The 25962-nt window shown below is 46.3% G+C and carries 17 protein-coding genes and 1 pseudogene; 17 read left to right on the plus strand and 1 reads right to left on the minus strand.

The genetic code is table 11. The features are described 5' to 3' along the window. A partial coding sequence (locus tag BM114_RS14550) for a hypothetical protein (RefSeq protein WP_218151494.1) occupies positions 1-201 on the plus strand: 201 nt, incomplete at its 5' end. Between the two features lie 308 nt (positions 202-509). On the opposite strand, the gene BM114_RS12930 is transcribed toward BM114_RS14550, so the two are convergent. Beyond that, positions 510-1241, minus strand: a complete 732-nt coding sequence (locus BM114_RS12930; protein ID WP_092114051.1) for a GntR family transcriptional regulator — start codon at positions 1239-1241, stop codon at positions 510-512. A 159-nt stretch (positions 1242-1400) separates the two neighbouring features. Between BM114_RS12930 and BM114_RS12935 the strand changes: the two genes are divergently transcribed. The 16 genes and pseudogenes from BM114_RS12935 to BM114_RS13015 form a co-directional block, all read left to right on the plus strand. Beyond that, entirely contained in the window at positions 1401-3128 is a 1728-nt protein-coding gene (locus BM114_RS12935; RefSeq protein ID WP_092114078.1) for a class I mannose-6-phosphate isomerase, read from the plus strand. 46 nt (positions 3129-3174) lie between these two features. Continuing rightward, complete coding sequence (locus BM114_RS12940) at positions 3175-4047, plus strand: hypothetical protein (RefSeq protein ID WP_143089344.1); 873 nt, start codon at positions 3175-3177, stop codon at positions 4045-4047. A 15-nt stretch (positions 4048-4062) separates the two neighbouring features. Beyond that, positions 4063-7170, plus strand: a complete 3108-nt coding sequence (locus BM114_RS12945) for a SusC/RagA family TonB-linked outer membrane protein (protein ID WP_092114055.1) — start codon at positions 4063-4065, stop codon at positions 7168-7170. 9 nt (positions 7171-7179) lie between these two features. After that, positions 7180-8676: a RagB/SusD family nutrient uptake outer membrane protein gene (locus BM114_RS12950; RefSeq protein ID WP_092114080.1), complete on the plus strand. Its 1497-nt coding sequence runs from the start codon at positions 7180-7182 to the stop codon at positions 8674-8676. Continuing rightward, entirely contained in the window at positions 8676-11054 is a 2379-nt protein-coding gene (locus tag BM114_RS12955; protein WP_092114057.1) for a GH92 family glycosyl hydrolase, read from the plus strand. Before BM114_RS12950 ends, BM114_RS12955 begins: the two co-directional genes overlap by 1 nt. Positions 11055-11059: 5 nt before the next feature. Continuing rightward, positions 11060-12184: a DUF4185 domain-containing protein gene (locus tag BM114_RS12960; RefSeq protein ID WP_092114059.1), complete on the plus strand. Its 1125-nt coding sequence runs from the start codon at positions 11060-11062 to the stop codon at positions 12182-12184. 1 nt (position 12185) lies between these two features. Further along, positions 12186-15197 (plus strand): SusC/RagA family TonB-linked outer membrane protein, encoded by a 3012-nt coding sequence (locus BM114_RS12965; RefSeq protein WP_092114061.1) that lies wholly within the window; start codon positions 12186-12188, stop codon positions 15195-15197. 14 nt (positions 15198-15211) lie between these two features. Then, entirely contained in the window at positions 15212-16813 is a 1602-nt protein-coding gene (locus tag BM114_RS12970) for a RagB/SusD family nutrient uptake outer membrane protein (protein ID WP_092114082.1), read from the plus strand. A 16-nt stretch (positions 16814-16829) separates the two neighbouring features. Then, positions 16830-17978 (plus strand): SusE domain-containing protein, encoded by a 1149-nt coding sequence (locus BM114_RS12975; RefSeq protein WP_092114063.1) that lies wholly within the window; start codon positions 16830-16832, stop codon positions 17976-17978. 25 nt (positions 17979-18003) lie between these two features. Beyond that, on the plus strand, positions 18004-19209 hold the full coding sequence (locus BM114_RS12980) for a glycoside hydrolase family 76 protein (protein WP_092114065.1): 1206 nt from the start codon (positions 18004-18006) through the stop codon (positions 19207-19209). A gap of 176 nt (positions 19210-19385) precedes the next feature. Then, positions 19386-21752, plus strand: a complete 2367-nt coding sequence (locus tag BM114_RS12985; protein ID WP_092114067.1) for a GH92 family glycosyl hydrolase — start codon at positions 19386-19388, stop codon at positions 21750-21752. A 24-nt stretch (positions 21753-21776) separates the two neighbouring features. After that, positions 21777-22931, plus strand: a complete 1155-nt coding sequence (locus BM114_RS12990; protein ID WP_092114084.1) for an MFS transporter — start codon at positions 21777-21779, stop codon at positions 22929-22931. 191 nt (positions 22932-23122) lie between these two features. After that, positions 23123-23632, plus strand: coding sequence for an RNA polymerase sigma factor (locus BM114_RS12995; protein WP_092114069.1), 510 nt, complete (start codon positions 23123-23125; stop codon positions 23630-23632). After that, the gene (locus BM114_RS13000) at positions 23619-24242 is read left to right on the plus strand and encodes a hypothetical protein (RefSeq protein ID WP_092114071.1); all 624 of its coding nucleotides are present in this window, start codon (positions 23619-23621) and stop codon (positions 24240-24242) included. Before BM114_RS12995 ends, BM114_RS13000 begins: the two co-directional genes overlap by 14 nt. Positions 24243-24255: 13 nt before the next feature. Continuing rightward, complete coding sequence (locus BM114_RS13005) at positions 24256-25110, plus strand: hypothetical protein (RefSeq protein ID WP_143089345.1); 855 nt, start codon at positions 24256-24258, stop codon at positions 25108-25110. Positions 25111-25734: 624 nt separating this feature from the next. Beyond that, positions 25735-25962 (plus strand): annotated as a pseudogene (locus tag BM114_RS13015) (IS982 family transposase); the annotation flags it as partial.

Genomic DNA, 25962 nt, shown 5'->3' on the forward strand with positions numbered 1-25962 from the left:
AGTGCAAAGGTAATACAAAAATCGAAACCACGCAACTTTTCAAAGGAAATATTTTCGGGAAAAGCGAAAGTTTTCGCGAATGTTGACAAAAAGAAGAACGAGGAGCATTCAAACAGGAGTATCTTTATTAGAATCGGAGGGAGAAAGAAAAGAAGCATAGAAAACACATCATTAATATACAAGACGCATTATTATATATAAATGGAATACATTATTAATATACAGGAAGGCGCCCCTTGACAGGGAACCCCCTCTATGCACAGCAAAACGCCCCCCCTCTGTCATGAAGAAGAAAATCAAGCATGCCAAGACTTTCAATTACAATATCCTTATTGCAGATATTATAATGATCTGCATCATAGATGATTCCAACCAAGCTAAATGACATTGCGTGTCAGCCATTAGGACAAAGAAGCGACCGACAAAATCGGCGATTTTGTCCCACGATTTCGGCGATTTTGTTGTTCAATCTCGCCGATTTTGTCAAACAGAAGACGGCTGAAAGAACTCTATCGGCTGGCTTCTATCGTATAAGTAAAGCTGTTGGCCTCATAATAGCCGATGTTATATTCTATCGGAATATCGTTTATGTCCAGCACAAGCCGCTTGCGAATCAGGATGGCATCCTCGGGGCTGATGTTCAGTTTCTTGGCTATGTCAGCACCCGCCAGCCTCGCCTTTACTTCCTCTTTGCTCGTATTTACGAGAATACCATAGTCATGTTCCAGAATCTCATACAACGGTTTCTGAAACACCTCGTCATCCTTGAAAGGTATATCGGGGTTAAAATAAGAGATAAAATATACGAAAGGATAGCTGGTATTGCCACGCACACGCTCCAGGACAAGGCAGTGCCTATGGCTTCCCTCTCCCATCCCAAAGAAATTAGATATCTCCTCATTCGGCTGCTTGTAGCTAATATGCAGTTCATAGTTTTTCACCTCAATGCCCAGCATCCTCATCTCCTGAGAGAAACTGAGCCAGTTTTTCACGCGGCTAACAAGTCCTTTGCGCACCACCTTAGTTCCCACGCGGCGCTTACGCACAAGGAGCCCCTCATAGACCAGCTTGTTGATAGCCTGGCGAAGGGTGTTGCGCGAGATGCCGAGCTGCTGGGACAAGGTAACTTCGTCAGGGAGCACCTTGCCATTCTTATATTCGGGTTCCTCGATCAGTTTTCTCAGTATGTTCTCCGCCTGAACATGTAACGGCAAATCTTTCTTTTGGCATATTTCTTCCATGAATCCTGTCTGTTTCTTACAGTTGCAATAGCAAAGAAAACAAAAAAAAACGAAAAAACAAAGTCATAACATAAATTTTTCCTGTTTTTTATTGCTTATTAAGATTTTAATCATTACATTTGCACAAAACAATATATGTTCAAACAAATAAAAACCGCAATGAGAAAACCTAATTATGACAAATATCCTGCCACGCATGTAAGTGGAACTATATATCAGGGCTGGGAAAACATCATAGCAGAACTTGAAAGCCGGTATGGAAATCGGCAGCAATGGGCCATCGACCTTTATGTCGGAGCCATGGAAGAGGAGTTCATCTCTGCCTTCGGAAGAACGGGCCGCAGAATCGTGTCGACCCGGAGCCTTATGAAAACCCAACCGGAGATAGAAAAACTCACAGAACGATTCATGACCGACGATGTGCTGTTCGGTTTCATCTCCAATGTTTCGTTAGACGAATACTTCTGTCAGGACAAGGTTAGTGAATTCTTAGCCGAATCAAAGAATGAGCCTATAATAATAATAGGAACGGGCGCGGCAAAATTCGCAGCCGAAGATGCCCCCGTGGTCTATGCCGACATGGCTCGGTGGGAGATACAACAAAGATTCCGCCGACACGAAGTAAAAGCACTGGGATATGACAACCGGGAGGAGCCCCCATCGTTCCAATACAAGCGCGGATACTTCAACGACTGGAACATCTGCGACCGGCACAAGCTTGAACTGGCCACAGCGCACCGCATCGGCTACTGGATCGACAGCAACCAAGCGGGAAAGCCCAAAATGATTAGCAACCAGACCTTCATTGAGGGAATCCGGAAGACCGCGAGAAACCCGTTCAGGGTGGTGCCGTTCTTTGACCCTGCACCCTGGGGCGGGCAATGGATGAAGGAAGTATGCGACTTGGACCGTTCAGAGGTTAATTACGGATGGTGCTTCGACTGCGTGCCCGAAGAGAACAGCCTTTTGCTCGATGTGGAGGGCACACGATTCGAAATTCCAGCACAGGACCTTGTCTTGCTGGAGGCCATCCCCCTGCTCGGCGAGGCTGTGGAGAGCCGATTCGGCAAAAGCTTTCCCATCCGGTTCGACTTCTTGGACACCATGGGCGGAGGGAATTTGAGCCTTCAGGTGCATCCTACGACACAATTTGTTCAGACAAATTTTGGCATCCATTATACTCAGGACGAAAGCTACTACCTGTTGGATGCCGGTGAGGACGCCGTGGTTTATCTTGGCCTGAAAGAAGGAGTTGATTCCACGGGTATGATTAACGGCCTGCGCCATGCCCAGGAAACCGGAGAAGCATTCCCCGTAGAAAAATATGTCAATAAGATACCAGCCAAGAAGCACGACCACTTCCTCATCCCCAATGGCACCATCCACTGCTCCGGACGCAACAGCATGGTGCTTGAGATCAGTGCCACCCCGAACATTTTTACCTTCAAACTCTACGACTGGCAGCGACTGGGACTGGACGGCAAGCCCCGTCCCATCAACATAGAGAGAGGTAGGCAGGTCATCAAGTGGGAGCGCGACACAAGATATGTACGCGAACACTTGGCAAACCACATTGAGACTCTCGCCGAAACCCCGCACTGCAAGAAAGAGCGCACGGGGCTTCACCCTAATGAATTCATCGAGACCACCCGCTACACCTTCGACGAGAAGATAACCCTGCACAATGCCGGAAGCGTGCATGTACTGAACCTTGCCGAAGGAGAAGAGGCTGTCGTGGAAAGTCCGAATGGAGCCTTTGATCCTTTCGTGGTCCACTATGTGGAGACCTTCATCGTGCCGGCATGCGTCGGAGAATACACTATACGACCCTGCGGGAAGGCCGAGGGAAAAACCTGTAAAGTCATAGAGGCACATGTGAGAGTATAAAACCTATAACCAAACAAGACAAAGACAAATACTAATCCTAAACAAAATGAAAGTAAAACACATCAAAATCCCATATGCCCTATTGTCGTTCATCGGGCTAATGGGTTATCTATCGTCCTGCAGTGATGACAATTCACAATCTGGACCAAGAATCTATTTAAGTCAGCTATCTTTACAAACTGCTGTCGGCGACACAATTTCTGTCGATGTTACCCTACGAGACCAGACAGCATTCAGTAAGATAGATGTAAAGAAAGCTATTGACGGCTCTCCTGTTAACTCCTATTCCCGGCAAATAAATCCCCGGAATACGGTTTTCCCCTACAGGTTTTCTGAAGAAGTAATCTCTGGAGACGAGACAGGCAACCTAATCTATTCATTTTATGGCTATGATGACAATGGAAAACTATTAGACGCTTCCGATCTGGTAGCGACAGTAGAGCTTGCACAGATACCCTTACTGTTGAAATATGACTGGAAGCTGTCCTCTCAAATCATCCAAGGAGATGACTATGCTACAGCAGACCTGACTGACGACATATACCGTTTTAACCCTGATCTCACCTGGGAACTTGACTGGGGAAGCGTGCTTTCTGCAGGTGCCCTGGAAACGCTGAACTCTTATTGTTCATGGCAAGTAGTCATGAAGGGATCAACAGTTGACTCTTTATACATGATCAAATATAATATCTTCTCTCCGACTGTTCCAATCATGACCAAATATAAAGTAATACAATTAGCAAATAGAAAAATGATACTTGAAAGTCGCCAAGACTTATCATTCCTTCCTGGCTATGCTGCCGATGAAAAGGTAACAGAGACCTATGAGCCGGTCTCAAAAAGTACGGACTTCACTCCATACAGAGGTTCCAATCCAGATAGTTATATAGTAGGGTCATGCACCCCGGGAAATTATTAAACTAATATATAAGACATGAAATACTTAAAGTCTTTGCACCTGCTTCTAATTGCTGTCGTTTTTTCTTCAATGATTCCCCAAAGCCTATTGGCTCAGAATACCGTCCAATATGAAGGCAGAGTCATCACGGAGGATGGAGAACCGATTATCGGCGCTAACATCACTTTGACAGACGGTAAAGCCGTCGGCGTCAGCGACATCGACGGGAACTTTACATTCACAGGCCCCAATAAATGTAATTTCAAGGTCTCATATGTGGGGTATGGCATTCAAGAGATAACTGCAATTGCAGGACAGAAAATGACCGTCGTCTTAAAAGAACTTGCCAACAATCTTAACGAGTTGGTGGTCGTCGGCTATGGTGTTCAGAAGAAATCGGACTTGACATCCGCCATCTCCACTATTAAGGCAGACGACATAGAGGCAACATCCGTAACCTCATTCGACCAAGGTATCCAGGGAAGAGCAGCCGGCATTGCAGTCCTCAACACATCAGGCCAACCGGGAGGAGGAACATCCATTCGCATTCGTGGCACAAGTTCCATCAACGGAAACAATGAACCTCTGTATGTAATCGACGGAATGCCGATAATCTCTGATGCCGGCTCACTCTCTACCGGAACCTTAAAAGGCCCCGGCCTTAATCCGCTTACAAATATCAACCCTGGCGATATCCAGTCTATTGAAATCCTAAAGGATGCCTCGGCTACAGCCATTTATGGTGCCCGCGGCGCAAATGGTGTCGTGCTCGTAACGACAAAGCAAGGAAAGTTAGGCAAAGCTAAGCTTAGTGTTGGCGTAAAACTTTCTTTTCAGCGTATCGCCAAGAAGATGAAACTACTTAATGCTCTACAATTGGCCCAATTGGCAAATGAGGCCGCAGACAATGATGGTGTAGAAAGACGACCCATTTTTGCCGGACTAAACAATCTTGCCAAAGACAACACAGACTGGCAGGATCAGATATTCAGGACCGCTCCTATGCAAAGCTATGATTTTTCTCTTTCCGGAGCCAGCGAGAAAATGAATTATTATGTGTCAGGAAACATCGTCAATCAGGATGGGATCATCATTGCCTCTAATTTCAAGAAAGGCAGTTTCCGGGTAAACCTCAATGCCGACATGAACAAGTGGCTAAAGGTTGGCATAACCAGCAACTCCAGCTACGAGAAATCAAACGGCGTGGTTACGAATTCCGAAGGGGCCTTCGCCTCAAGCATTACCTCGTGGGCCCTTGAGATGAATCCGGCACTACCAGTAAGAGACGCAAGCGGGACTTATACCTATGAAAACAACCTCGGTTCCCCGAATGTAGGTAATCCTGTAGAAGACGCATATCGCTCCAAAAACAAGACTACTGCTTTCAGAACCCTAAATAATATGTACCTCCAATGGACCCCTATCAAGAATCTTGTGTTCAAAACAAGTCTTGGTGCTGATTATTCGTACATCAAGGAGCAAGCCTTTGCTCCCGCCGACATCAAGCGGGCAGAATCAAACGAAGGTTATGCAAGCATCGGGAACAGGGATACTTATAGCTGGGTCTGGGAAAACACGGTGAACTACATGTTTGACATCTACGACAAGCATCACTTCACCGTATTAGGCGGCCTCACAGCCCAAAAGTTCCACTCCGAAATGTCAGCTGTAGCAACAGCCGATTTCAGCGACGGTACATTGGGATACCATTCCATCCAGTCTGGTGCGGAAAAACAAATGGCAACTTCCGGTATTTCCGAATGGCAAATGCTTTCATACCTTGCCCGCGTAAACTATAACTATGATAATAAATATCTCTTGACCGCATCTGCCCGCATAGATGGTTCCTCTAAATTCGGGAAGGGCAACAAATACGGCTTCTTCCCTTCTATATCAGGGGCATGGCGCATGAGTGAGGAAAACTTCCTGAAGAACAACCCAACTATCTCCAACATGAAACTTCGAATTAGCTATGGAGAAGTCGGCAACGAAGGTATCATGCCTTACAGCTCACAAGGACTCCTTTATGACACAGAAGCCTACTTTGGGAATAACACCATTGTCAAAGGCAAGGCTCCTTATACAATATCCAATCAAGACCTGAAATGGGAAACTACTGCCCAATACGATGCTGGTTTCGACTTAGGCTTGTTCAATAACAGGGTGAACCTCTCGTTTGATGTATATCTTAAGAAAACCCGCGACTTACTACTAAGCACTCCCATCTCTTACCAGACAGGATATGATGTGATTATGAAGAATATAGGAAGCCTCGAGAACAAGGGATTTGATATAACCTTGAACTTAGTTCCATTCGATAGAAAATTCACCTGGACTTCGGACCTCACATATGGATATAATAAAAATAAAATTACCAGCCTTGCCGGATCCACGGAGAATCTTAATGGTGCCTCTATCCTTGGTATCACATACTGGACCAAGATTACAGAAGGAGAGCCTATCGGAGTTATCTATGGATATAAGACCGATGGTATTGTCCAGTCAAATGAAGATCCGTCAAAGATTCCATTCTTCGCAGGCAAGACCCTTTATATTGGAGACAGGAAATATAAGGAAAAGAGTATAGATGGCATAATTAACGAGGAAGATCTTTATGTGTTAGGAGATGCAAATCCAGATTTTACATATGGATGGAACAACACCTTCGGATATAAATTCAATGATGGAAGCAAGCTTTCTTTGACACTTTACCTGCAAGGAGCAGTAGGAAACCAAATTGTGAATTTCAACAAATTCGCACTCGAGAGCTTTAATGGGTACAAAAACAATACCATCGCGGCTTTGAACCGTTGGACTCCGGAAAATCCTTCAAATGTATATCCGAGAGCAACAATGAAGTCTGCTGGTACTATTCTCTCTGACCATTATGTTGAAGACGGAACATATATGCGTATAAAGGACATCACCCTGACCTATGCATTTCCGAGAAAGCTACTGCAACCTTTCTTGTGTGAAGGACTTACAATATATGCAAGTTTAAAGAACTTCTATACATTTACAGACTATAGTGGCTATGATCCAGAAGTTAGCCGTTTTGCAAATGACAATCTATCAATGGGTGCAGATTACGGATCATATCCAATGTCCAAGTCTTTTGAATTTGGTCTTAAAGTAAACTTTTAATTGATGATTATGAAAAAATATATTATTGTATTAAGCATTTTGGGGCTGGTTAGCTCCTGCAATAACTTTCTTGACGAGATTCCCAAAGGAGAAACCACGACCGAAAGTTATTATAAGACCCCAGAACAAGCTGTGGCAGCAACAAATGCCATCTACGACTATCTCATCATCGGATATTCACCGAATGGGCTATGGGATGAGAACTATGGTGGCGTGTTTTACAATTACTATTGGATATTCCAAGATCTCTTTAGTGATAACGCTAATAGCAATATGTCCGGCTCCGACTATACATCTATTGATAATTTACAGATTGATCAATATAATACCCCTCTTAAGCTTTTGTGGCGTGATTTCTACCAGACTATTAAATGCTGTAATATTGTTCTCGACAAAGTGTCTGCCACTGAGATGGACATAACCCTAAAGAACAATCTATTAGGCGAAGCCCGTTTCTGGAGAGCTATGATGTATTTCGATCTTGTCCGTATGTTCGGCGATGTTCCCTTCCGCACTCATGACATCGAAGGTGCTGACGAAGAAAGGATAGGAAGAACTTCTTCTGACATCATCTATCAGCAGATAATAGAAGATTTGAAATTCGCAGAGGAAAACCTGAAGTACAGCGATCGACAGGGGGGAGGCCGTCCCTATGCACTTTCCGCAACGGCACTTCTCGCCCGAGTATACAATACTTATGCATATCATTCCGGAGATAAGAGTTATTACCAAAAAGCAATAGATTGTGCGAAAAAAGTAATTCCAGCCTTTCCCTTGATGGCCGACTTTGGCGATCTGTTCAAGATAGAAAATCGATTCAATTCAGAAATCATCCTTGGCATTAATTTCAACACCTCCTTAAGCGAGGGATGGAAAGGGGGACAATTCTTAGTGCGATTGTTACCCAATACCGATACTTCAAAAGGAGGGCCAAATAATGCACAAGGATGGGAGAATGCCACGGAAGACCTGTATGAGAGTTTTAGTTCCTCCGACAAGCGCCGCGACATAACTCTTAAAAGAAGTTTCACCTATAACGACGGGACCCAGGAGGATTTGAAGAAACCTTATATATTTAAGTATTGGGATCGGACAGCAGAACCTAACGGTAACAATACAGATGCTATCTTCCCTGCAATCAGGACATCTGAAATGTACCTTATCATTGCAGAAGCTTCTAATGAATTAAACAAAGGTGCCAACGCAGAAGCCGTATCGGCCTTAGAAGCTGTCAGGACTCGTGCTGGATTAACATCAGATGGTATAAGTAATGATTATGCAAGCTTCAAAACAGCTGTATTAAATGAATATCGTCATGAGTTCGTTATGGAAGGACACCGCTGGTTCGACCTTACCAGGATGTGCTCTCCCGACGAATTCGTACAAAGAATAAAAGCTGCAAAACCGAACTCAAATCCTCAGACATACGAAGTCTTGTTCCCTATACCGCAAAGAGAGATTGCATTATCAGGAGGTGTTTTAACACAAAATGAAGGCTATAAATAATGAATATAAGAAAACTTTTCTTATCGGCTGCATTATTAGCATTGCCGCTTTACATCTATGCAAAGGCTAATTCTAATAGTCAAGTGGAGAAGCTGCCAGTAGACTATGTAGATCCCTTTGTCGGGACTTCTAATTCGAGGTGGATGGTAACGCCCGGACCAACTATGCCTTTCGGAATGGTCCAGCTATCACCTGACAACCAAGATCAGGAATGGAAAGGAGGATATGAATATAATCTTAATTCTATTACAGGATTCTCACATATCCATTCTTGGACGATGGCTGGTTTGTTAATGATGCCTACAACTGGTGAGTTACAGATTACCCCCGGTACGGCAAACAAGCCCTGGCTTGGCTATAGATCCATTTACAAGAAACAAAACGAGGTCAGTAAAGTTGGATATTATTCCGTCTATCTTGATGATTATAAAGTGAAAGCAGAACTGACATCCACAACACGAGTTGGAATACATAGATATACATTCCCCAAGAACTACAGATCAAGAATCCTGTTCGATTTAAACTTTGATGATGAATATGGCTTTGAGCTTACGAACTGCTTTGTTACAAAAATCTCAGACCATGAGATTCAGGGGTTTACATTCCAACAAGGACATGGAGGTGCCAGTTTTAATGAATATAGTGTTTGCTTCTACATCCGCTTTAATAAGCCGTTCATAACATTTAATGGCTGGAAAAAAGATGAAGTAATTAGGAATATAGACAAGCAGTTTTCTTCCGGCTGGGGAAATAAAGATGCCGGTTTCTTTGTAGAATATGATACTGAAGAAGGCGAACAAATTCAAGTTCAGGTAGGACTCTCCCTGGTCAGTCCCGAACAAGCCAAGCTAAATCTTGAGACAGAAATGAAGCCATTTGGTTGGGATTTCGATGCTGTTGTAAAGAATAATAGAGATACATGGAATAAATTACTCAGCAGCATAGAGATAACTTCAGACAATGAAGCTATGAAGCGAAAGTTCTATACAAATATGTATAGGTCTTTTGTCGCCCGTACGATCTGGAGTGATGTCAATGGCAAATATATAGATATGTATGAAAAGCCGCAACAACTCGAAAATTCCAATGATGTTGTTATTGGCAGTGATGCTTACTGGAATACATTCTGGAACCTAAATGGACTATGGAATCTGGTCCAGCCTAAAGTCTCGTCCATGTTCTGTCGGTCAATACTGGAGATCTACGACAAGGGGGGGTGGATACCCAAAGGGCCAGCTGGTATAGAATATTCAGGTATCATGGTAGCTTCACATGGCATTGAAATCCTTGCCGGTGCATACCAAGCCGGAATTAGAGACTTTGATGCAAAGAAGGCCCTGAAAGCAATGATTCACCAGCAGACCACTCAAGGCAATCCTCATCGGGGCGGAGGTTGGGCTGGCAACAGATATCTCGACTCATACATGAAATATGGCTATGTCGCAAATGAAGACGGCCCAGCCTCAAACACCTTAGAATATGCTTATGATGACTGGGCAGTCAGTGAATTCGCAAAAGCATTGGGCGATACGGTTACAGCAAATCTTTTTGCAAAGAGAAGTAGAAATTTCGAAAACATATTTGATCCTAAGACAAAATATGTCAGAATGCGAAACGCCAATGGCTCTTGGGTTGAGCCCTTTGATTCCCTTGGATACACCACATTTCTTGGTCCTGGCTTTGTAGAAGGAAATGGATGGCAATACACTTGGTTTGTACCCCATGATATTAAATACATCGTTGATTTTCTTGGAAAGAAAACTTTCATTGATCGTTTAGATAGAGGTTTTGTGGCTTCGGAGCCTTGGAACTTCAGCTCTGAAAGTGTCGATTGGACAGAAAGCCTTAACTCTATGGGGGTCTTGCCCATCAATCATGGCAATGAGCCGAACATGCAGGCAGCCTATCTGTTCAACTATGCTGGTGCTCCTTGGCTAACCCAGAAGTGGACCCGCTCAATTATGGACAGATTCTATGGAGATAAGCCTGAGAATGGATGGATGGGAGACGAGGACGAGGGGCAGATGGGGGCTTGGTTTGTTTTGAGCGCCCTGGGATTATTCCAAATGCAAGGCGGCTGCGCCGTAAACCCAATTTGGGATTTAGGAAGTCCCGTCTTCAAGAAGGCCGTTATTCATCTTGATCCCAAATATTATTCCGGGAAAGATATAGTTATCGAGACCGTAAACAACTCTCCCCAAAATGTATATATACAGAGTCTATATATAAATGGTAAAAAATATGATAAGGCATGGATTTATCACAAAGATCTTGTAAAGGGAGCCCACCTAAAATTCATAATGGGACCGAAGCCCAATAAGGGCTGGGCAAGCAAAGATGATTGTATAGCTCCATGTATGTCAACAGTCAAGAATTAAGTCATATGATAAAGAAAAATAACACCCTGTTCTTTTTATCTTTCTTTCTGTTAAGTTGCGGGAACGGGAATTCCCTGATTTCTAATAGTAAGGATGATCTTGTGGAGGTTGACACGGCTATTATCAATAAAATCATGCCGGCAAACGGTGATGGGGTAACAGGTGCCGACGGCTCTATTTCCATCGAATTAGGAGATGGAAGAAGCCTCTTTATGTGGGGAGATTCTTTCTTGGGAAATATCACCGACGGCACTCGCAGAGCCCCGTCGACACGCTTTATCATGGGTAATACCTTCAGCATTATCGACAATCAATTCAATGTGTTGAAGACGCTTTACAACGGAGACAGCTCATCTCCTGCCCCATATCTTAAGCCTACAGGAAAGACAGAGCCCCCCACATGGTATTGGCCTGGGGATGGATTTGTCAAGGATGGCATTCTCCATCTCTTCATGTCGCAGTTTTATAAGTCTGGCAATAGCCCTCTCTCATTCCAATATGTAGGATGCGACTATTTCCGTATAAGAATATCAGATTTCTCTATCATGGACAAGACCCATTTTGAAGCTCCTGATGTTAACAATGTCCATTACGGTCATGCGATTCTGGTTAAAGAGAAATATGTATATATCTATGGGACAAAAACTTTCAGTAACGGGTCTTCGGAAGTACATGTCTGTAGAGCGCGGATTATTAATGACAAATTATCCGATTATTCTTATTGGAACGGCTCGCAATGGCAACAAGAGGCTTCAATGTCTCATAGGATAAGCGGTATTTTGAAAAGCGTCCCGGAACAATTCAATGTAGTTGAGCTGGATGGGATTATATGCCTTATATTTCAGAACAGACTGGCCAATATAAAGAACATCTATTCTTACACTTCGAAAAGTCCGGCAGGTCCGTTCACAAACGAAAAACTTCTCTATACTGTAAACGAAGTTGACTTTGACAGGGACCAGATGATGACTTATAATGCAATGGTTCACCCACAATTCCAAAAGAATCACAAGGTTCTAATGTGTTATAATGTCAACACATACGATTCCAGTAAAACTTTATTTGACAAGGCCTCCGTGTACAGACCAAGATTCTTCTGGGTACCTATTAATAATATTATAAGAAAATAATATGAAACTCAATTTATGTTCTAACCAACGAAGTAGGTTAATCTTATTAACCTTTATTGTACTGCTGAACATTCTGTCTGCCACACCTAGTATGGCACAGAATGGTCCAGAAACGACCGTACAAGGTCAAGTGTTCGGCGACGGAGAACCCTTGATAGGTGTAACCGTACAAGCAAACAATACCAACGGGACCGTAACCGACCTTGACGGGAAATTCTCTATCAAAGCCAAACCTGACGATGTATTAACCTTTTCGTATATCGGATACACAACACAGCAGGTAAAGATAAACGGTCGTAAATACTTGGAAGTAAACCTCTCGGCCGACGACCTGACCCTGAATGATGTTGTAGTCGTCGGCTACGGTAGTCAGAAGAAAGTAAACTTAACGGGGTCAGTCTCTTCCATTTCATCGAAAGAGCTTCAGAACAAGCCGATAGCCAATGTCCTGGAAGCCCTTCAAGGAACAAGCCCGGGACTGATTATCCAGGAAGGAAGCTCCAATCCCGGTAGCGTCCCAAACATGAATATTCGCGGATTAAACACTCTGAACGACAATTCTCCGCTGGTTATCATCGACGGTATTGAAGGGTCTTTGGCAAATCTGAATCCGCAGGACATTGACCAGATTTCCGTCTTGAAGGATGCGTCCTCTACCGCTATATATGGTTCGCGGGCTTCTAACGGTGTAGTTCTGGTAACCACTAAGAAAGGACAAAGTGGAAGCGTACAGGTCAATTACGATTTCATGTACGGCATACAAAGCCCTACTTCCCTACCAAACATTGCCGATTCTTGGATTTATGCAGAATTATACAATGAAGCAGCCGTCAATTCTGGCAGAACTACAAAATTCACCGCCGAACAGATCAAGCAGTTCAGGGAACAAGGACCGAATGTAAAGTGGATAGAGGAATTATATCACAAGCACAGCCCTCAATCGTCCCACAACCTGTCGGTTTCCGGAGGCAATGCAAATACCACATACCTTGCATCCTTAGGATACCTTGATCAGAACAGCATGTTCAAAGGTCCAGACTACGGCTATCAGCGCTACAATGCCCGCCTAAACCTAAGCTCCCAGCTTTCGAAACGCCTAAAGATGGATATAACCACGGAGTTCGTCAGGAATGACATCACCGAACATGCCTACTGGACAGAATGGATTGTCGAGCAGGCAAACCGCATGCCGCCTATCTATAATATCATCAACGAAGACGGAAGTTACAACTATCCAAGTGGCAGTAACTCCAACTCGTTGGAGCGTCTTGTAGATGGTGGCTATCGCAGGAATACCAACGACGATCTTTCCGGGACATTACAGCTTACCTATAAGCTCTTCGACGGATTCACGCTAACAGCAAACACAGGTGTTCGCCTCCTCAATAACAACATGCATGAGAACCGCCACTCGCTCAGAGGTTCAGGAGATACCGAGAATCATATTAACCTCCAGAACTATGAGTCGCGCAAGATGACCACATCTCTACTGGCAAACTACGAGAAAAGCTTTGGCAAGCATAATCTCAATGCCCTACTTGGCTATTCATATGAAGGCTATACTGAAAAGAATTTCCAGACGCAGCGCCTTACAGAAAACTCCGACTACGATGTTTTTGTTGGCTCTCTTTCCGGTGACGATGTGAACAACAGCGGATACAAGAACACATGGTCAATGTATTCCGGCTTTGCCCGCCTCGCTTACAACTATGACGAACGGTATCTCTTGGAAATTAACATTCGCAACGACTATTCTTCCTATTTTGCGAAGGGAAATCGTTCGGGTGTCTTTCCTTCGGTATCTGCTGGATGGCGTGTTTCTGAAGAAAAGTTCTGGGAACCACTAAAGCCTTATATCCCATCGCTGAAAATCAGGGGATCTCTGGGCACAGTCGGCAACAATCGCATAGGACTCTACCAATATATGCAGACCGTACAAGTAACGCAAGGCATCAGCTTTGGGGACCATCTTGTACCTACGGCTTCTTTCTCTTCTGTAAATACGAATATCAAGTGGGAGACCACTCGAATGGCTGACCTCGGTTTTGACATAGGCTTACTCGGCAATGACCTTCGCCTGTCATTGGATTTCTTCAATAACAGAACCAATAACATTCTTGTCAATCTGCCCGTTCCCGGCATGTATGGCAACGGAGCGCCCATACAGAATGCGGGAAAAGTAGAAAACAGAGGCTGGGAACTTCAGGTTAACTATGACTTGAAGACAGGCCCGGTTATGCACCATTTCGCAGGAAACATCTCGGACACATTTAATAAGGTACTGGATGTTGACGGCGAAGTAATCATCGGCGGCGGTGATGTAAACACGATTATCAAAGAGGGTTATCCCATGAACTCTTACTATGCCTATAGGTCTGACGGTTATTTCCAGTCAGAAGAAGAGTGTGCCGCAGGCCCTCATCTGGAAGGTATTACTCCCAAGCCTGGCGACATTCGTTATATCGACAAGAATGGAGACGGGCTTATCAAGGCTGACGATGACCGATTCATTGTGGGCAATGATTTCCCCCGTTATACATTCGGATTTTCTTATGGATTTGAATACAAGGGTCTCTATGGGTCTATGATGTGGCAGGGAGTCGGCAAACGGCGCCGCTGGATGCGCGGAGAATCCGTCGAGGCGTTCCATAACAACAACGAAGGTCCTGTCCTCGACTTCCATCAAGACCATTGGACCCCGGCAAACCCCGATGCAGGCTATCCTCGTCTTACCATGGGATCAGAGTCTGCCAACAATGCGGCAAAGTCTGATTTCTGGATTTTCGACGCAAGATACTTGCGCCTGAAGAATGTGCAGATCGGATATGCCTTTCCTAAGAAACTCATTCATAAAATAGGCCTTACAGAATTCAGAATCTATCTTAGCGGACAAAACTTGCTAACCTTCGACAAAATGAAAGGAGGCTGGGATCCAGAATACAATGCAGATGGTAGTGGCCGAGCCTATCCTGTTTCAAAGGTCTACTCTTTGGGAATCAATGTTAAATTTTAAAGATGCATAAGATTATGAATAATAAGATAAAGTTACTGCTTGTAACATCATGCCTATCATTATCAATGTCGTCATGCATAGACTTGGAGACGGCTCCCTATGATAGAAAGACAGACCTTACATTCTGGACAGAGGATTCTCTCTCTGCCTATGAGGCACTTAACACATGCTATCTGAATCTTGCCACAATGGATGAGCAGATGTGGAGCGAATGCATGACCGACAATGCTTACACGAAACAGCCGTCAGCATATACCCAAAGTATAGGAAACGGGACTTACTCTACTGCCGATAGCTATATATTGTCCGTATGGGATACGAAATACGCTGGTATCCGCCAGTGCAACGAAGTCCTCAACAATATCGACAAGGTTTCCAGACTCAGCGAGTCTCTTAAGAACAGATATATAGGTGAGGCAAAGTTCATCCGAGCCTATCACTACTATGAGCTCTATACAAAGTTTGGCGATGTTCCCTATTTCACCAATGTGATAACTGTCGCAGAAAGCAAAGAGTTGGCACGCACGCCAAAGTCAGAGATTGTTACCAATATTCTTGCTGATTTAGATGAAATCATCAACAATAATTACCTGCCAAATTCTTATGGAAGCAATGACAAGGGCCGTGCGGCGAAATGGGCTGCCATGGCACTTGAGGCTAAGATTTATCTTTTTGAGGGCAATTGGCAGAAAGTGAAAGAACTGACTTCAGAGATCATGAATAAAGGCAGCTTCTCTTTATACCCCAGCTATTCTGGTCTTTTCGAGATTAGTAGTGAAGGTAATAGTGAGGTCATACTGGATGCCCAGTACCGCCCTGTAAGCCGCGAGCACAACATCATGTATTCATTTCTTCCTCCTTCGATGGGTGGTTACTCTCAGCTTTCCCCTCTACAGGAATTGGTTGACAGCTATATCATGCTGAATGGCAAGAACATCAAAGACGCACAGTCGGGCTATGACGAGAACAATCCCTATCGAGACAGGGATCCCCGTCTGGCTGCAACGGTCATGTATACAGGCAATTCCTATACTCTGGCTGACGGAAGCACAAAAATTATAAACTGTGCTCCCGGACAAGGCCAGGATGGCTATGGCGTTACTTCCGACTGCTCCGCGACTGGATATTATGTCAAGAAGTATTGGGACAAGACCTATCGCCAGAGTCTACTCTCTGGCCTGAACCCGATTCTCATTCGCTATGCAGACATCCTGCTGATGAATGCAGAGGCTAATGCAGAGCTGGGTCAGTTGGACGCTTCCATATGGAACGCCACAATCCGGCCCATCCGAGAGCGTGCCGGATTCACTCAGGCCTCTGCCCTTGACTTCCCGTCCACATCAAAAAACCAACTCATTCAGATTGTCAGGAACGAGCGCCGCTCTGAATTGGCAATGGAAGGGCTGAGACACAAGGACATCATGCGTTGGAAGATTGCCGAACAAGTATTGAACGGCTATTGCCATGGCATCAAGACCGGTGAGGCCATAGGCACCGACAACGGCTATGTAAGGGTGGAAAACCGCCAGTTTGACGCCCAGAAGCACTACCTATGGCCCATTCCCCAGCACGAAAGGGATTTGGATGCGAACCTAACACAAAATTCTAATTGGTAATTGAAAGGGAAAAATTATGAAAAAGATATTGTTCTTTAATTTGCTCATCACGCTATTGGTGGCAGCAACCTCGTGTAGCGATGAGGACTACAGTTTCAATCCTGCATTCAGTACGCCCACGGAGCTGTCTTCTCCCAAGTCGATAGCCTTGGATGTTACCTCTGTCGTTCCCGTAGTTTTATCATGGACGGGCGGTGGAGCTGAAGATGGAGGCATTGTTCTCTACAATGTCTTGTTTGACAAGGCCGACGGCGACTTCTCCCATCCAATTGCAACTTACAAGAGCGATTTGGGTGCAGAGCCACAACTGACAATAACCCAGGCTGACATTAACACGATTGCACGCAACGCCGGTATCAAGCCTGATGAGACGGGCACCATTAAATGGACTGTTACGGCATCCAAGGGAGGCGAGGTGAAAACCAGCAGCCAGGTTGCAGAAATAGCCGTTACTCGGGGTGAAGGCATAGACAACATTCCTTCAGAGCTCTACCTCTATGGGGCTGCCACAGAGAATGGAGGCAAAGGGGGCTTACAATTCAGGCAAGTGGCAGACGGAGTGTTCTGCATCTATACCAAGCTGGGAACCGGAGATGTGTCCTTCCGCTCTTCCACGGGAAGTGATGCCTATACCTATTATATTGATGCCAGCGGCAAGCTCAAGGAGGGAACCGAGACTACAGCCATTGAGCATGGGGAGGAAGTTAGCAGGATTACCGTCAACTTCAATACATTAGCCATGTCTGTAGACAAAATCAACACATCGGTTCGCTGTATCTGGGGAGCTACATTTAACAACATTGCAGTATTACAATATGCCGGCAACGGAAAGTTTACCGGCGACGGCGACATCCGTTTCTTGAACCCAAGTGATCCGTCCACGAATCCTCCCGGCTGGCTAAGCTGGATTGAAGAGCGTTACTACTTCATCGCACAGGTGAATGGCGGCGACATGTGTTGGGGACGCGGCGACAACATCAGTGCCGAGCGCCCAAGCGACAATGAGGCTCCTTCTTTCTACGAACTGCATGAATTCTCATGGTCGCAATGGGATCATCTCTGGAAAATGAAGGGAACATTAGACAACACTCATGCCACTATCACAATTGATACCAATGCCGGTAATCTGATGACGCATACCTTCACAAATGTTACTCCATTATAATAATAAACCATAATATCCACCTAATATGAGAAAAGTGTTTTTAATAATATCCATGTCCTTGTTCCTGCTATCAGCATGCGGAGGAACAGATGTAGAGCCTTATATTCCTGTTGAAAAGAACAACACGGGAGAGACTACCATCGTCTATAAAGACGAGGCAAAGGCCCTGTTTGACAAAATCAACTCCTTCTATAAGATAAAGACCGGCACCTATGCCGGCCTCTACAAGGAGAACTACCCTAACCAGGCAGGCGACCCGGAGCATTCCTACCTCTGGGGGTATGTAGGACTCTTGTCTGGCACGGCTTTACTTCAGCAGTTAGGGTATGATGTAGACTATGCGAATCTCGCAAACCAGTTCAACCTTTATTATAACACGGCCAATAACATCGGGGCCTATGCCTCTTCCACTAACGGCCAAAGCGGCCAGGGCACACGCTACTATGACGACAATGCCATCTGCGGTATCGAAATGGTAGAGGCATACAACCTGCTCAAGGACAACGCCTATCTCACGAATTGCAAGAACATCGTTGCCTTCCTGAAGGCCGGAGAGGACAACATCTTTGACGGCGGGCTCTGGTGGAACGAAGACGAGAAGAACATCCAGGGAAATGGCAACTCCAACAAGCCTGCATGTGCCAATGGATATGCCGTGAACTTCTTGCTGAGATACTATAAAGTCTGTGATGCCGGGGAGAAAGACGAAATCCTGGCCCTGGCAAAGAGACTGTATAGCTGGCTGAAGGCCAACTTGAAGGATCCCGAAGACAACTGCTACTGGAATGACAAGCAAGCCAGCGGGACAATCAATAAGACCAAGTGGACTTACAATACGGGAGTAATGGTTTCTAACGGCGTACTCATGTATGAAGCCACGGGCGAGCAGAACTATCTCGCGGACGCGATATTGTCGGCAGAAGGAGGATATAACTATTTCGTCCGTCCACGCAACGGCATGGCTCTCGCCTATCCTGACTCCGACCCTTGGTTCAACGCCAAACTGCTGAAGGCCTATACCGAACTGGCCAAATACAACAAGAATGCAACCAAGTATATCGACACCTATGTGAACTTCATGAACCATGCACTCACGGATGCCCGCACACAGGAAGGATTCTACTATGAAGACTGGACAGGCGCATCTCCAAAGCGCTATTACCAGTTGCTGACGCAGGACGCGGCATTGGAGTCGTTAGGCTTGATCTCTATTTACAAGAACGAGAAATAACAAATGATTCTGCATGGCAGTGCGCCGGAAGTCTTTCCCGGGACTACCAGCCGTCGGCACCTGTGTTACACACGGCTTGTAATCGGATTACACACGGTTTGTAACAGCGTTACACGCAGCTTGTAATCAGACAGGAAACGCTTCTGGCACGCGCCATCAATAATTTCAAGATACGGATGAGATTCCTTAGACATGCCGTTCTGGTTGCCTTAGCCATAGGTTTTCAACTGGCTTCTGCCCAGAACTTCACGAAATATGTAAACCCAAACATTGGGGTTACCCATAGTCGCTGGTTCTTCTATACTCCCGCCTCCATGCCCTTTGGCATGGCAAAGCTGGGTGCTTCAACCAATGGCACCTATGGAAACAACCAGGGATGGGAAGCCGTAGGCTACCAAGATGACCATCGCTCGATTGACGGATTTCCGTGTTTCCATGAGTTTCAAGTGGGCGGCGTCTCGCTGATGCCCGTCGTCGGCCAGATAAAAACCTCGCCGGGAAGACTGGAGAACCCTGACGAGGGATTCCGTTCTAATTTCGACAAAAGCACGGAATTTGCCACGGCTGGATACTATACGGTCATACTGAAAGACTATCAGACAAAGGTGGAGCTCACCGCTACCGAGCGTGTGGGATTCCAGAGATACACCTTTCCCGCATCCCAAGATGCCCACATCCTGTTCAATATTGGTAACCGTCAGGGAGAAAGCGGCGAGGTGAAGGATGCCTACATCAACTATGCCAACGGCAATATGGTTGAAGGATATGTGATAACAAAGCCTGAGTATGTAAAGAAATATCAGCAGGGAGCCACCGTGCCGATGTATTTCTGCGCAGTATTGAGCAAAACACCCACTTCTATCTCCGTCTTCCATGAGGGCGAGACACCCCGCACGGCCAGCCGGATTCACGGCAAAGGTGCCATGATGAGCGTCAACTTCGCAACGAAAGAGAACGAACAGATAGAGGTAAGGCTGGGACTTTCCTACACTTCTATTGAGAATGCCCGCAACAACTTGCAGACTGAAGCCTCGAAACTATCCTTTGACAAGGCTCGAAGAAATGCCACCAAGACATGGAACGAGTATCTGGGCAGAATCGAGGTTACAGATAACTCAGAGGTGAACAAGACCAAATTCTACACAGGCCTTTACCATGCCCTGCTGGGGCGCGGCCTTGCCAGCGATGTGAACGGCGCTTACCCCAAGAACGACGGCACCATCGGCTACATCCCATTAGGCAAGGACAAGAAGCCGAAGTTCAACCATTACAATACAGACGCGATGTGGGGAGCTTACTGGAACCTCACTACTCTCTGGGCCATTGCCTATCCCGAGTACTATAATGACTTCATCAATAGCCAGCTGCTCGTATATAAAGATGCCGGATGGCTGGGCGACGGCATCGCCACCAGCAAATATGTTTCAGGTGTGGGAACCAACATGATGCCCATTGTTTTTGCCGGAGCCTATAACTGCGGAATCCGTAACTATGATGTGGAGTTGGCTTATGAGGCCGCCGCGAAAAATGAGCTATGCGATGAAAACCGGCCTGAAGGCGCCGGAAAGAAGGATGTCGGGCTTTTCGTAAAGAACGGTTATGTGCCATATAATGACGCCATCTACTTCGGCACGGACGACAAAGGCTCCTACTTCTCAGCCTCCCACACGCTGGAATACAGCTTTAGCGCATATGCCATGGCTCAATGGGCAAAGGCCTTGGGCAGGACTGCCGACTACGAGAAGTTCATCTCTCTTTCCAATGGATGGACCCTGCTCTTCGATGATGACTTGAAGCTGATCCATCCCAGAGGTACGGACGGGAAGTTTCTTGACAACTTTGACCCCTTGCAGCCATGGAGAGGCTTCCAGGAAGGAAATGCTACACAATACACCTTCTTCGTCCCCCAGAACCCGTCGTTGCTCGTAAGCAAAGTAAGAAAGGACAAGTTCAATACGCTCCTGAATGATGTCTTCACGGAATCACAGAAGAATATCTTCGGAGGTGGCAAGGTCTCTGACGCATTCTCCGGTCTCCAGACCGTTTATAACCAAGGCAACCAGCCTTGCCTGCACATAGCATGGCTGTTCAATTTCTCTGGTGCCCCCTACCTCACACAGAAATGGACTCACATGATATGCGACGAGTTCTATGGGAATACCGGGGAACACGGATACGGATACGGGCAGGACGAAGACCAGGGGCAAATGGGTGCCTGGTATGTTCTGAGCACCCTCGGCCTGTTCGATGTACAGGGAGGCACACCCGTCCGGCCAACCTTCCAGCTCGGAAGTCCCGCCTTCGACAAGGTTGTCATCAAGCTAAACAAGATGACGGCAAAGGGCAAGAAACTCATCATTACAACCGACAAGCAGGGAAATAATCCATATTATGTACAGTCGGTCGCATGGAACGGCAGGCCTCTGAATGACTGCTGGATGTATCGTGAAGAGCTTTTGCAAGGAGGCGAGCTTCACTTTGTCATGGGAACGGAACCTCAAAAGAACTGGGGAACTTCCTCTACTCCATCTTGTCCGCAATAAGAAAGAAAAACAAACAGAATGAATATGAAAAGTAAATCTACTGTTTTCCAGCTGCTGCCGGTATTATTAGGATTCTTTGTTATGGGGTTCTGCGATATCGTAGGTATATCGTCGGACTATGTGCAGAAGACATTCAACTGGTCGGATACCATGACTGGGTTCGTGCCTTCCATGGTATTCATCTGGTTCTTGTTCCTCGGAATCCCCGTAGGCAACAAGATGACGCGATGGGGAAGGAAGAATACGGTTCTCCTGAGCCTTGGCATTACCGTCATAGGAATGTTCCTGCCTCTTATCAGCTATAATGGCGCCATCTGCCTCGTGGCCTTTGCCTTGCTCGGCATAGGCAACACCATACTTCAGGTATCACTGAATCCGCTATTGAAGAATGTACTCACAAATCCGAAATACCTGGCAAGCGGGCTTACGGCAGGACAGGTGGTGAAGGCCCTCTCCTCGCTCGCCGGACCGGAAATCGTATTGTTCGCCCTGCACTATTTCGGAGAAGAGCACTGGTATTACTGCTTCCCTATACTGGGAATCATCACCCTTGTCTCCGCGATATGGCTGATGTCCGTCCACATCGAGCGGGAACAGGACGCTGGAGAGACGACATCCGTAAAAGAAACCTGGGCGATTCTCAAGGACAAGACCATCTTGCTGCTATTCTTGGGCATCTTCTTTATCGTCGGCTATGATGTCGCCACCAACTTCATAAGCTCCAAGCTCATGGCCGAGAGATTCAACTGGGGACCGGAACAGACCAAGCTGGCTCCTCAGACATACTTCCTGCTCAGGACGATTGGCGCGTTTGCCGGCACCTTCTTCCTCACAAAAGTGAGCGAAGTGAAGTATTTCAGAGTGAATATCCTGTTGGCATTGGCGAGCGTGATTGCCCTGATCTTCATCAAAGTTGACTATCTGGACATGGCATTGATAGGGGCTCTGGGGTTCTTCGGAGCCTCCGTCTTCCCCATCATATACGCCATGGCACTGAAAGACAGCCCCGACAAGGCCAATCAGATTTCAGGCCTTATGATAACGGCCATTGCCGGCGGAGCCGTGATTCCTCCCGTCATTGGCTTCTTCATGGACCTATGGGGAGTAACGGGAGGCATCTGCGTCATCCTGCTTTGCACGGTATACCTGTGCCATTGCGCCTTCCATAACAAACGATAACGACTTCCAAGTCAGGCAAAGGGCTGGGAACCTGGCCGGACAGGCAAGTTCTCTCCCCTGCCCTGATTCCCTTTTGAAACCCATCTTGTGCGCATAGTTTCTATGCGCACTTTTCGTTTTTGATGTCCGTAATATCTTAAGAAGAGTTAAAAAGATTGATAATTCTCTCCCTTTCCCGTTATATTAGCAGAATGAAGCAAAGAGAATTCGAACAAATAGCCGGACAGTTGCGAAAGAAAGCCTTGCAGACGACAGGGAGCTACCAGATTCCCGAGGATTCAGGAGAGGACATCGCCCAAGACACGCTGCTCAAACTATGGCTGCACCACACCGAATTCTCCACAGCAGAAGACTGCCTGCGGCTCGCGGGGCACATAGCCCGACACCTCTGCATCGACCACTTCCGAAACCGGAAAAGGCTCAGCATACTCGAAAGCCAGTCGGTGGCCGACGAAACCCATGCCACGCCATACGACCAGCTGGTAAGCCTCGAGACCGGCGAGTGGCTGGAGACAAGGATGCAGGCACTCCCCTCCAAGGAGTATGAGATACTCCGGCTCAGGCAGACAGAGCAGAAGTCCAACGCCGAAATTGCCGCCCTCTTAGGCATCGGAAAGGGCTCCGTGGCAACCCTTCTCAGCAAGGCGAGAAAGCAACTCTTTGAAGAAATCAAGCGAAAGAACAGATATGAGAACAGATAAGGACATTGAGCGCTTGCTCGAAAGATACATGCAGGGCGAGACGACGCCGCAAGAAGAGGCGCAGCTCGCCAACTACTTTGCCCACACGGAGGTAAAGGAGAAATGGAAGCCCTATCAGGAAATGTTCGCCTTCCTCGGCAAGATGGACGGGAAGGGCCATCCTGAAGCACCCCGGAGAAAGACCCGGGCAGTCTTCGTGTCCATCCTCTCGGCCGCAGCCGTCGGCCTCCTGCTCTTCACCCTGTGGCCGCGAGACAACGACAAGACAACATCCCAACCTCCGAAACAATCCGTCCTCGCCCAGTCGGCAGACTCCACGGCCACCGTAAAAACCGACACGGCAAGCCGGAAAACAGGGCCCGAGAAGACCAAGCAACCCGCAAAAAAACGAATGAGGCACGAGACCCCACGCCCGCCCAAGAGCTACATGGCACAGACCGAAACAACATCGCCGCAAGAGAAAGCCGACAGGCTGGTGGAACAGAAACTGCATGAACTTGAGCGGAAACTGGCCACGGCCGACAAGACCATCGACCTCTATATCCTGCAACAGGAACTCCTGACGGCCCAGATGATAGAGAATGAAGAAACAGAAAACATTTACGAATAAAATCCCTATGATTATGAAGACGAAAAAACTATGCATTGCAGCAATCCTTGCAGTGGCAATACCGCTCGCAGCCGACGCCCAGACACACCTGAAGAAAGCCACGGCCGACTTCCTCAACGGCAACGGCATGGACGAGTACATTAACAGCAAGTCGACGGAGAAAGGAGAAGACTACAACTTCAACATCACTTATTTCAGCATCCCCAAATCGAAGTCTGCATCGCTCAAACAAGTCATGAAGGCATTCGAGCAAGACGCCAATAATGCCTACGGCAGCTTCACGAAGAACGCCGGAAAAGAGATGAGGGAAACAAAAGTCATCGCCTATGGCAAAGACAACCGCCAGAGTGTAACCTTCGGCACACGAAGGGAACGCAACTACAAGCTCGCCTACTTCCGCGACAAGGCCGATCAGGACTTCCGCACGGTATATGCGTTGGTATGGTACGATGAGAAAGACGGCAACACCTCCGGCTCCCTGTGGATCATCTACGGGAAAGACCCGAAGATATCCAAGGGCTTCATCAGCTGGGACTTCAATGACCTGAAACAGCTGAAAGAACTCAAGAATATGGACTGGGACAGCTTTACCTTTCCAAGAACAGACAGCGTGAGCTCCGCCAAGGAGTTCCTCTCGCGCTTCGGAAGCCTCCGGGAGCTCTATAAAAACGCCGAAAGGGAACAGGACAGCGACCTCTACCGCACCTCGATGGCAAACAAAATCAGGAACCTATGCAAGAGCGGAGGCAAATATCTGAACCCGGACGAGAAGAGATTCGTAATTGAAGGAATCAACGACCTGAAGAAATACTGCTACGACAAGTATCGGAAAGGACTCTTCGATCTGGCCATAAGATACCTTAAATAAGTTGGATTGTAAAAATTCATAAATTCTCTCGTAAGCCTTGCCGCGGTCGGTTCTCGGTGAATAGACAGGCAAGGCTCTTATTTTGAGCCTGCCCCGCATTAACATTTTTAAGTTAAAAATCAGGGCAAGGATTTCTTTTTACTTTACAAACAGAAATCGCAATCCAGCAGAAAACTTGCCTCCTGAAAGCCCATTATTGACAAAAAACAGGCCGTTTTTCAACCTTTCCGAGACCTTTTTGCGACTTTTCCGCTTGCTGTTAACCGTTATCTACGATGCAAAAGACCGTTACCGACAAGCCAAAAGGCCGCCTTTTACTCACCTTTTGGCCGCCTTTTACCAAGATTCCTCCTGCAATTTCCCATGAGAAACCTTACAAGACACTACAACTCCCTGATTATCAAGAATGTTCCAAAATCGCGAAATTCAGCCCCGTTTTCAGGAAAACGAGAGAGTCGCGGCCAAAAACAGCCTGGATTTTGGGGATAAACATCCAAACAGACAGGAATTTAGTTGCATATATACGCGAGTTCGGGATAAGAAAAGCATTATAAAAGTTGGTAATCTCGCCAACATTTTGTACCTTTATAGGTGAAAATCAATAAGTTACAAAACAACCAAGCGATGATTACCAAGGACAAAGTTACAGAAATTTTCTGTATTATCGATGAGTTTGACAAGAATTTGAATGCAGAACTGGCCCAAAACCTCCCATTGCCCTCTCATGATGGCGATGGGAAGCGCTACCGTAACCGCAAGGGCAGGCTATCCGAGAGTGAGATTATGACAATCTTGGTATGCTACCATTTCGGTACTTACAGAAACTTCAAGGAGTACTACCTCTGCTGTATC

The sequence above is a fragment of the Prevotella sp. KH2C16 genome, assembly GCF_900113305.1.
Taxonomy (GTDB): Bacteria; Bacteroidota; Bacteroidia; order Bacteroidales; family Bacteroidaceae; genus Prevotella.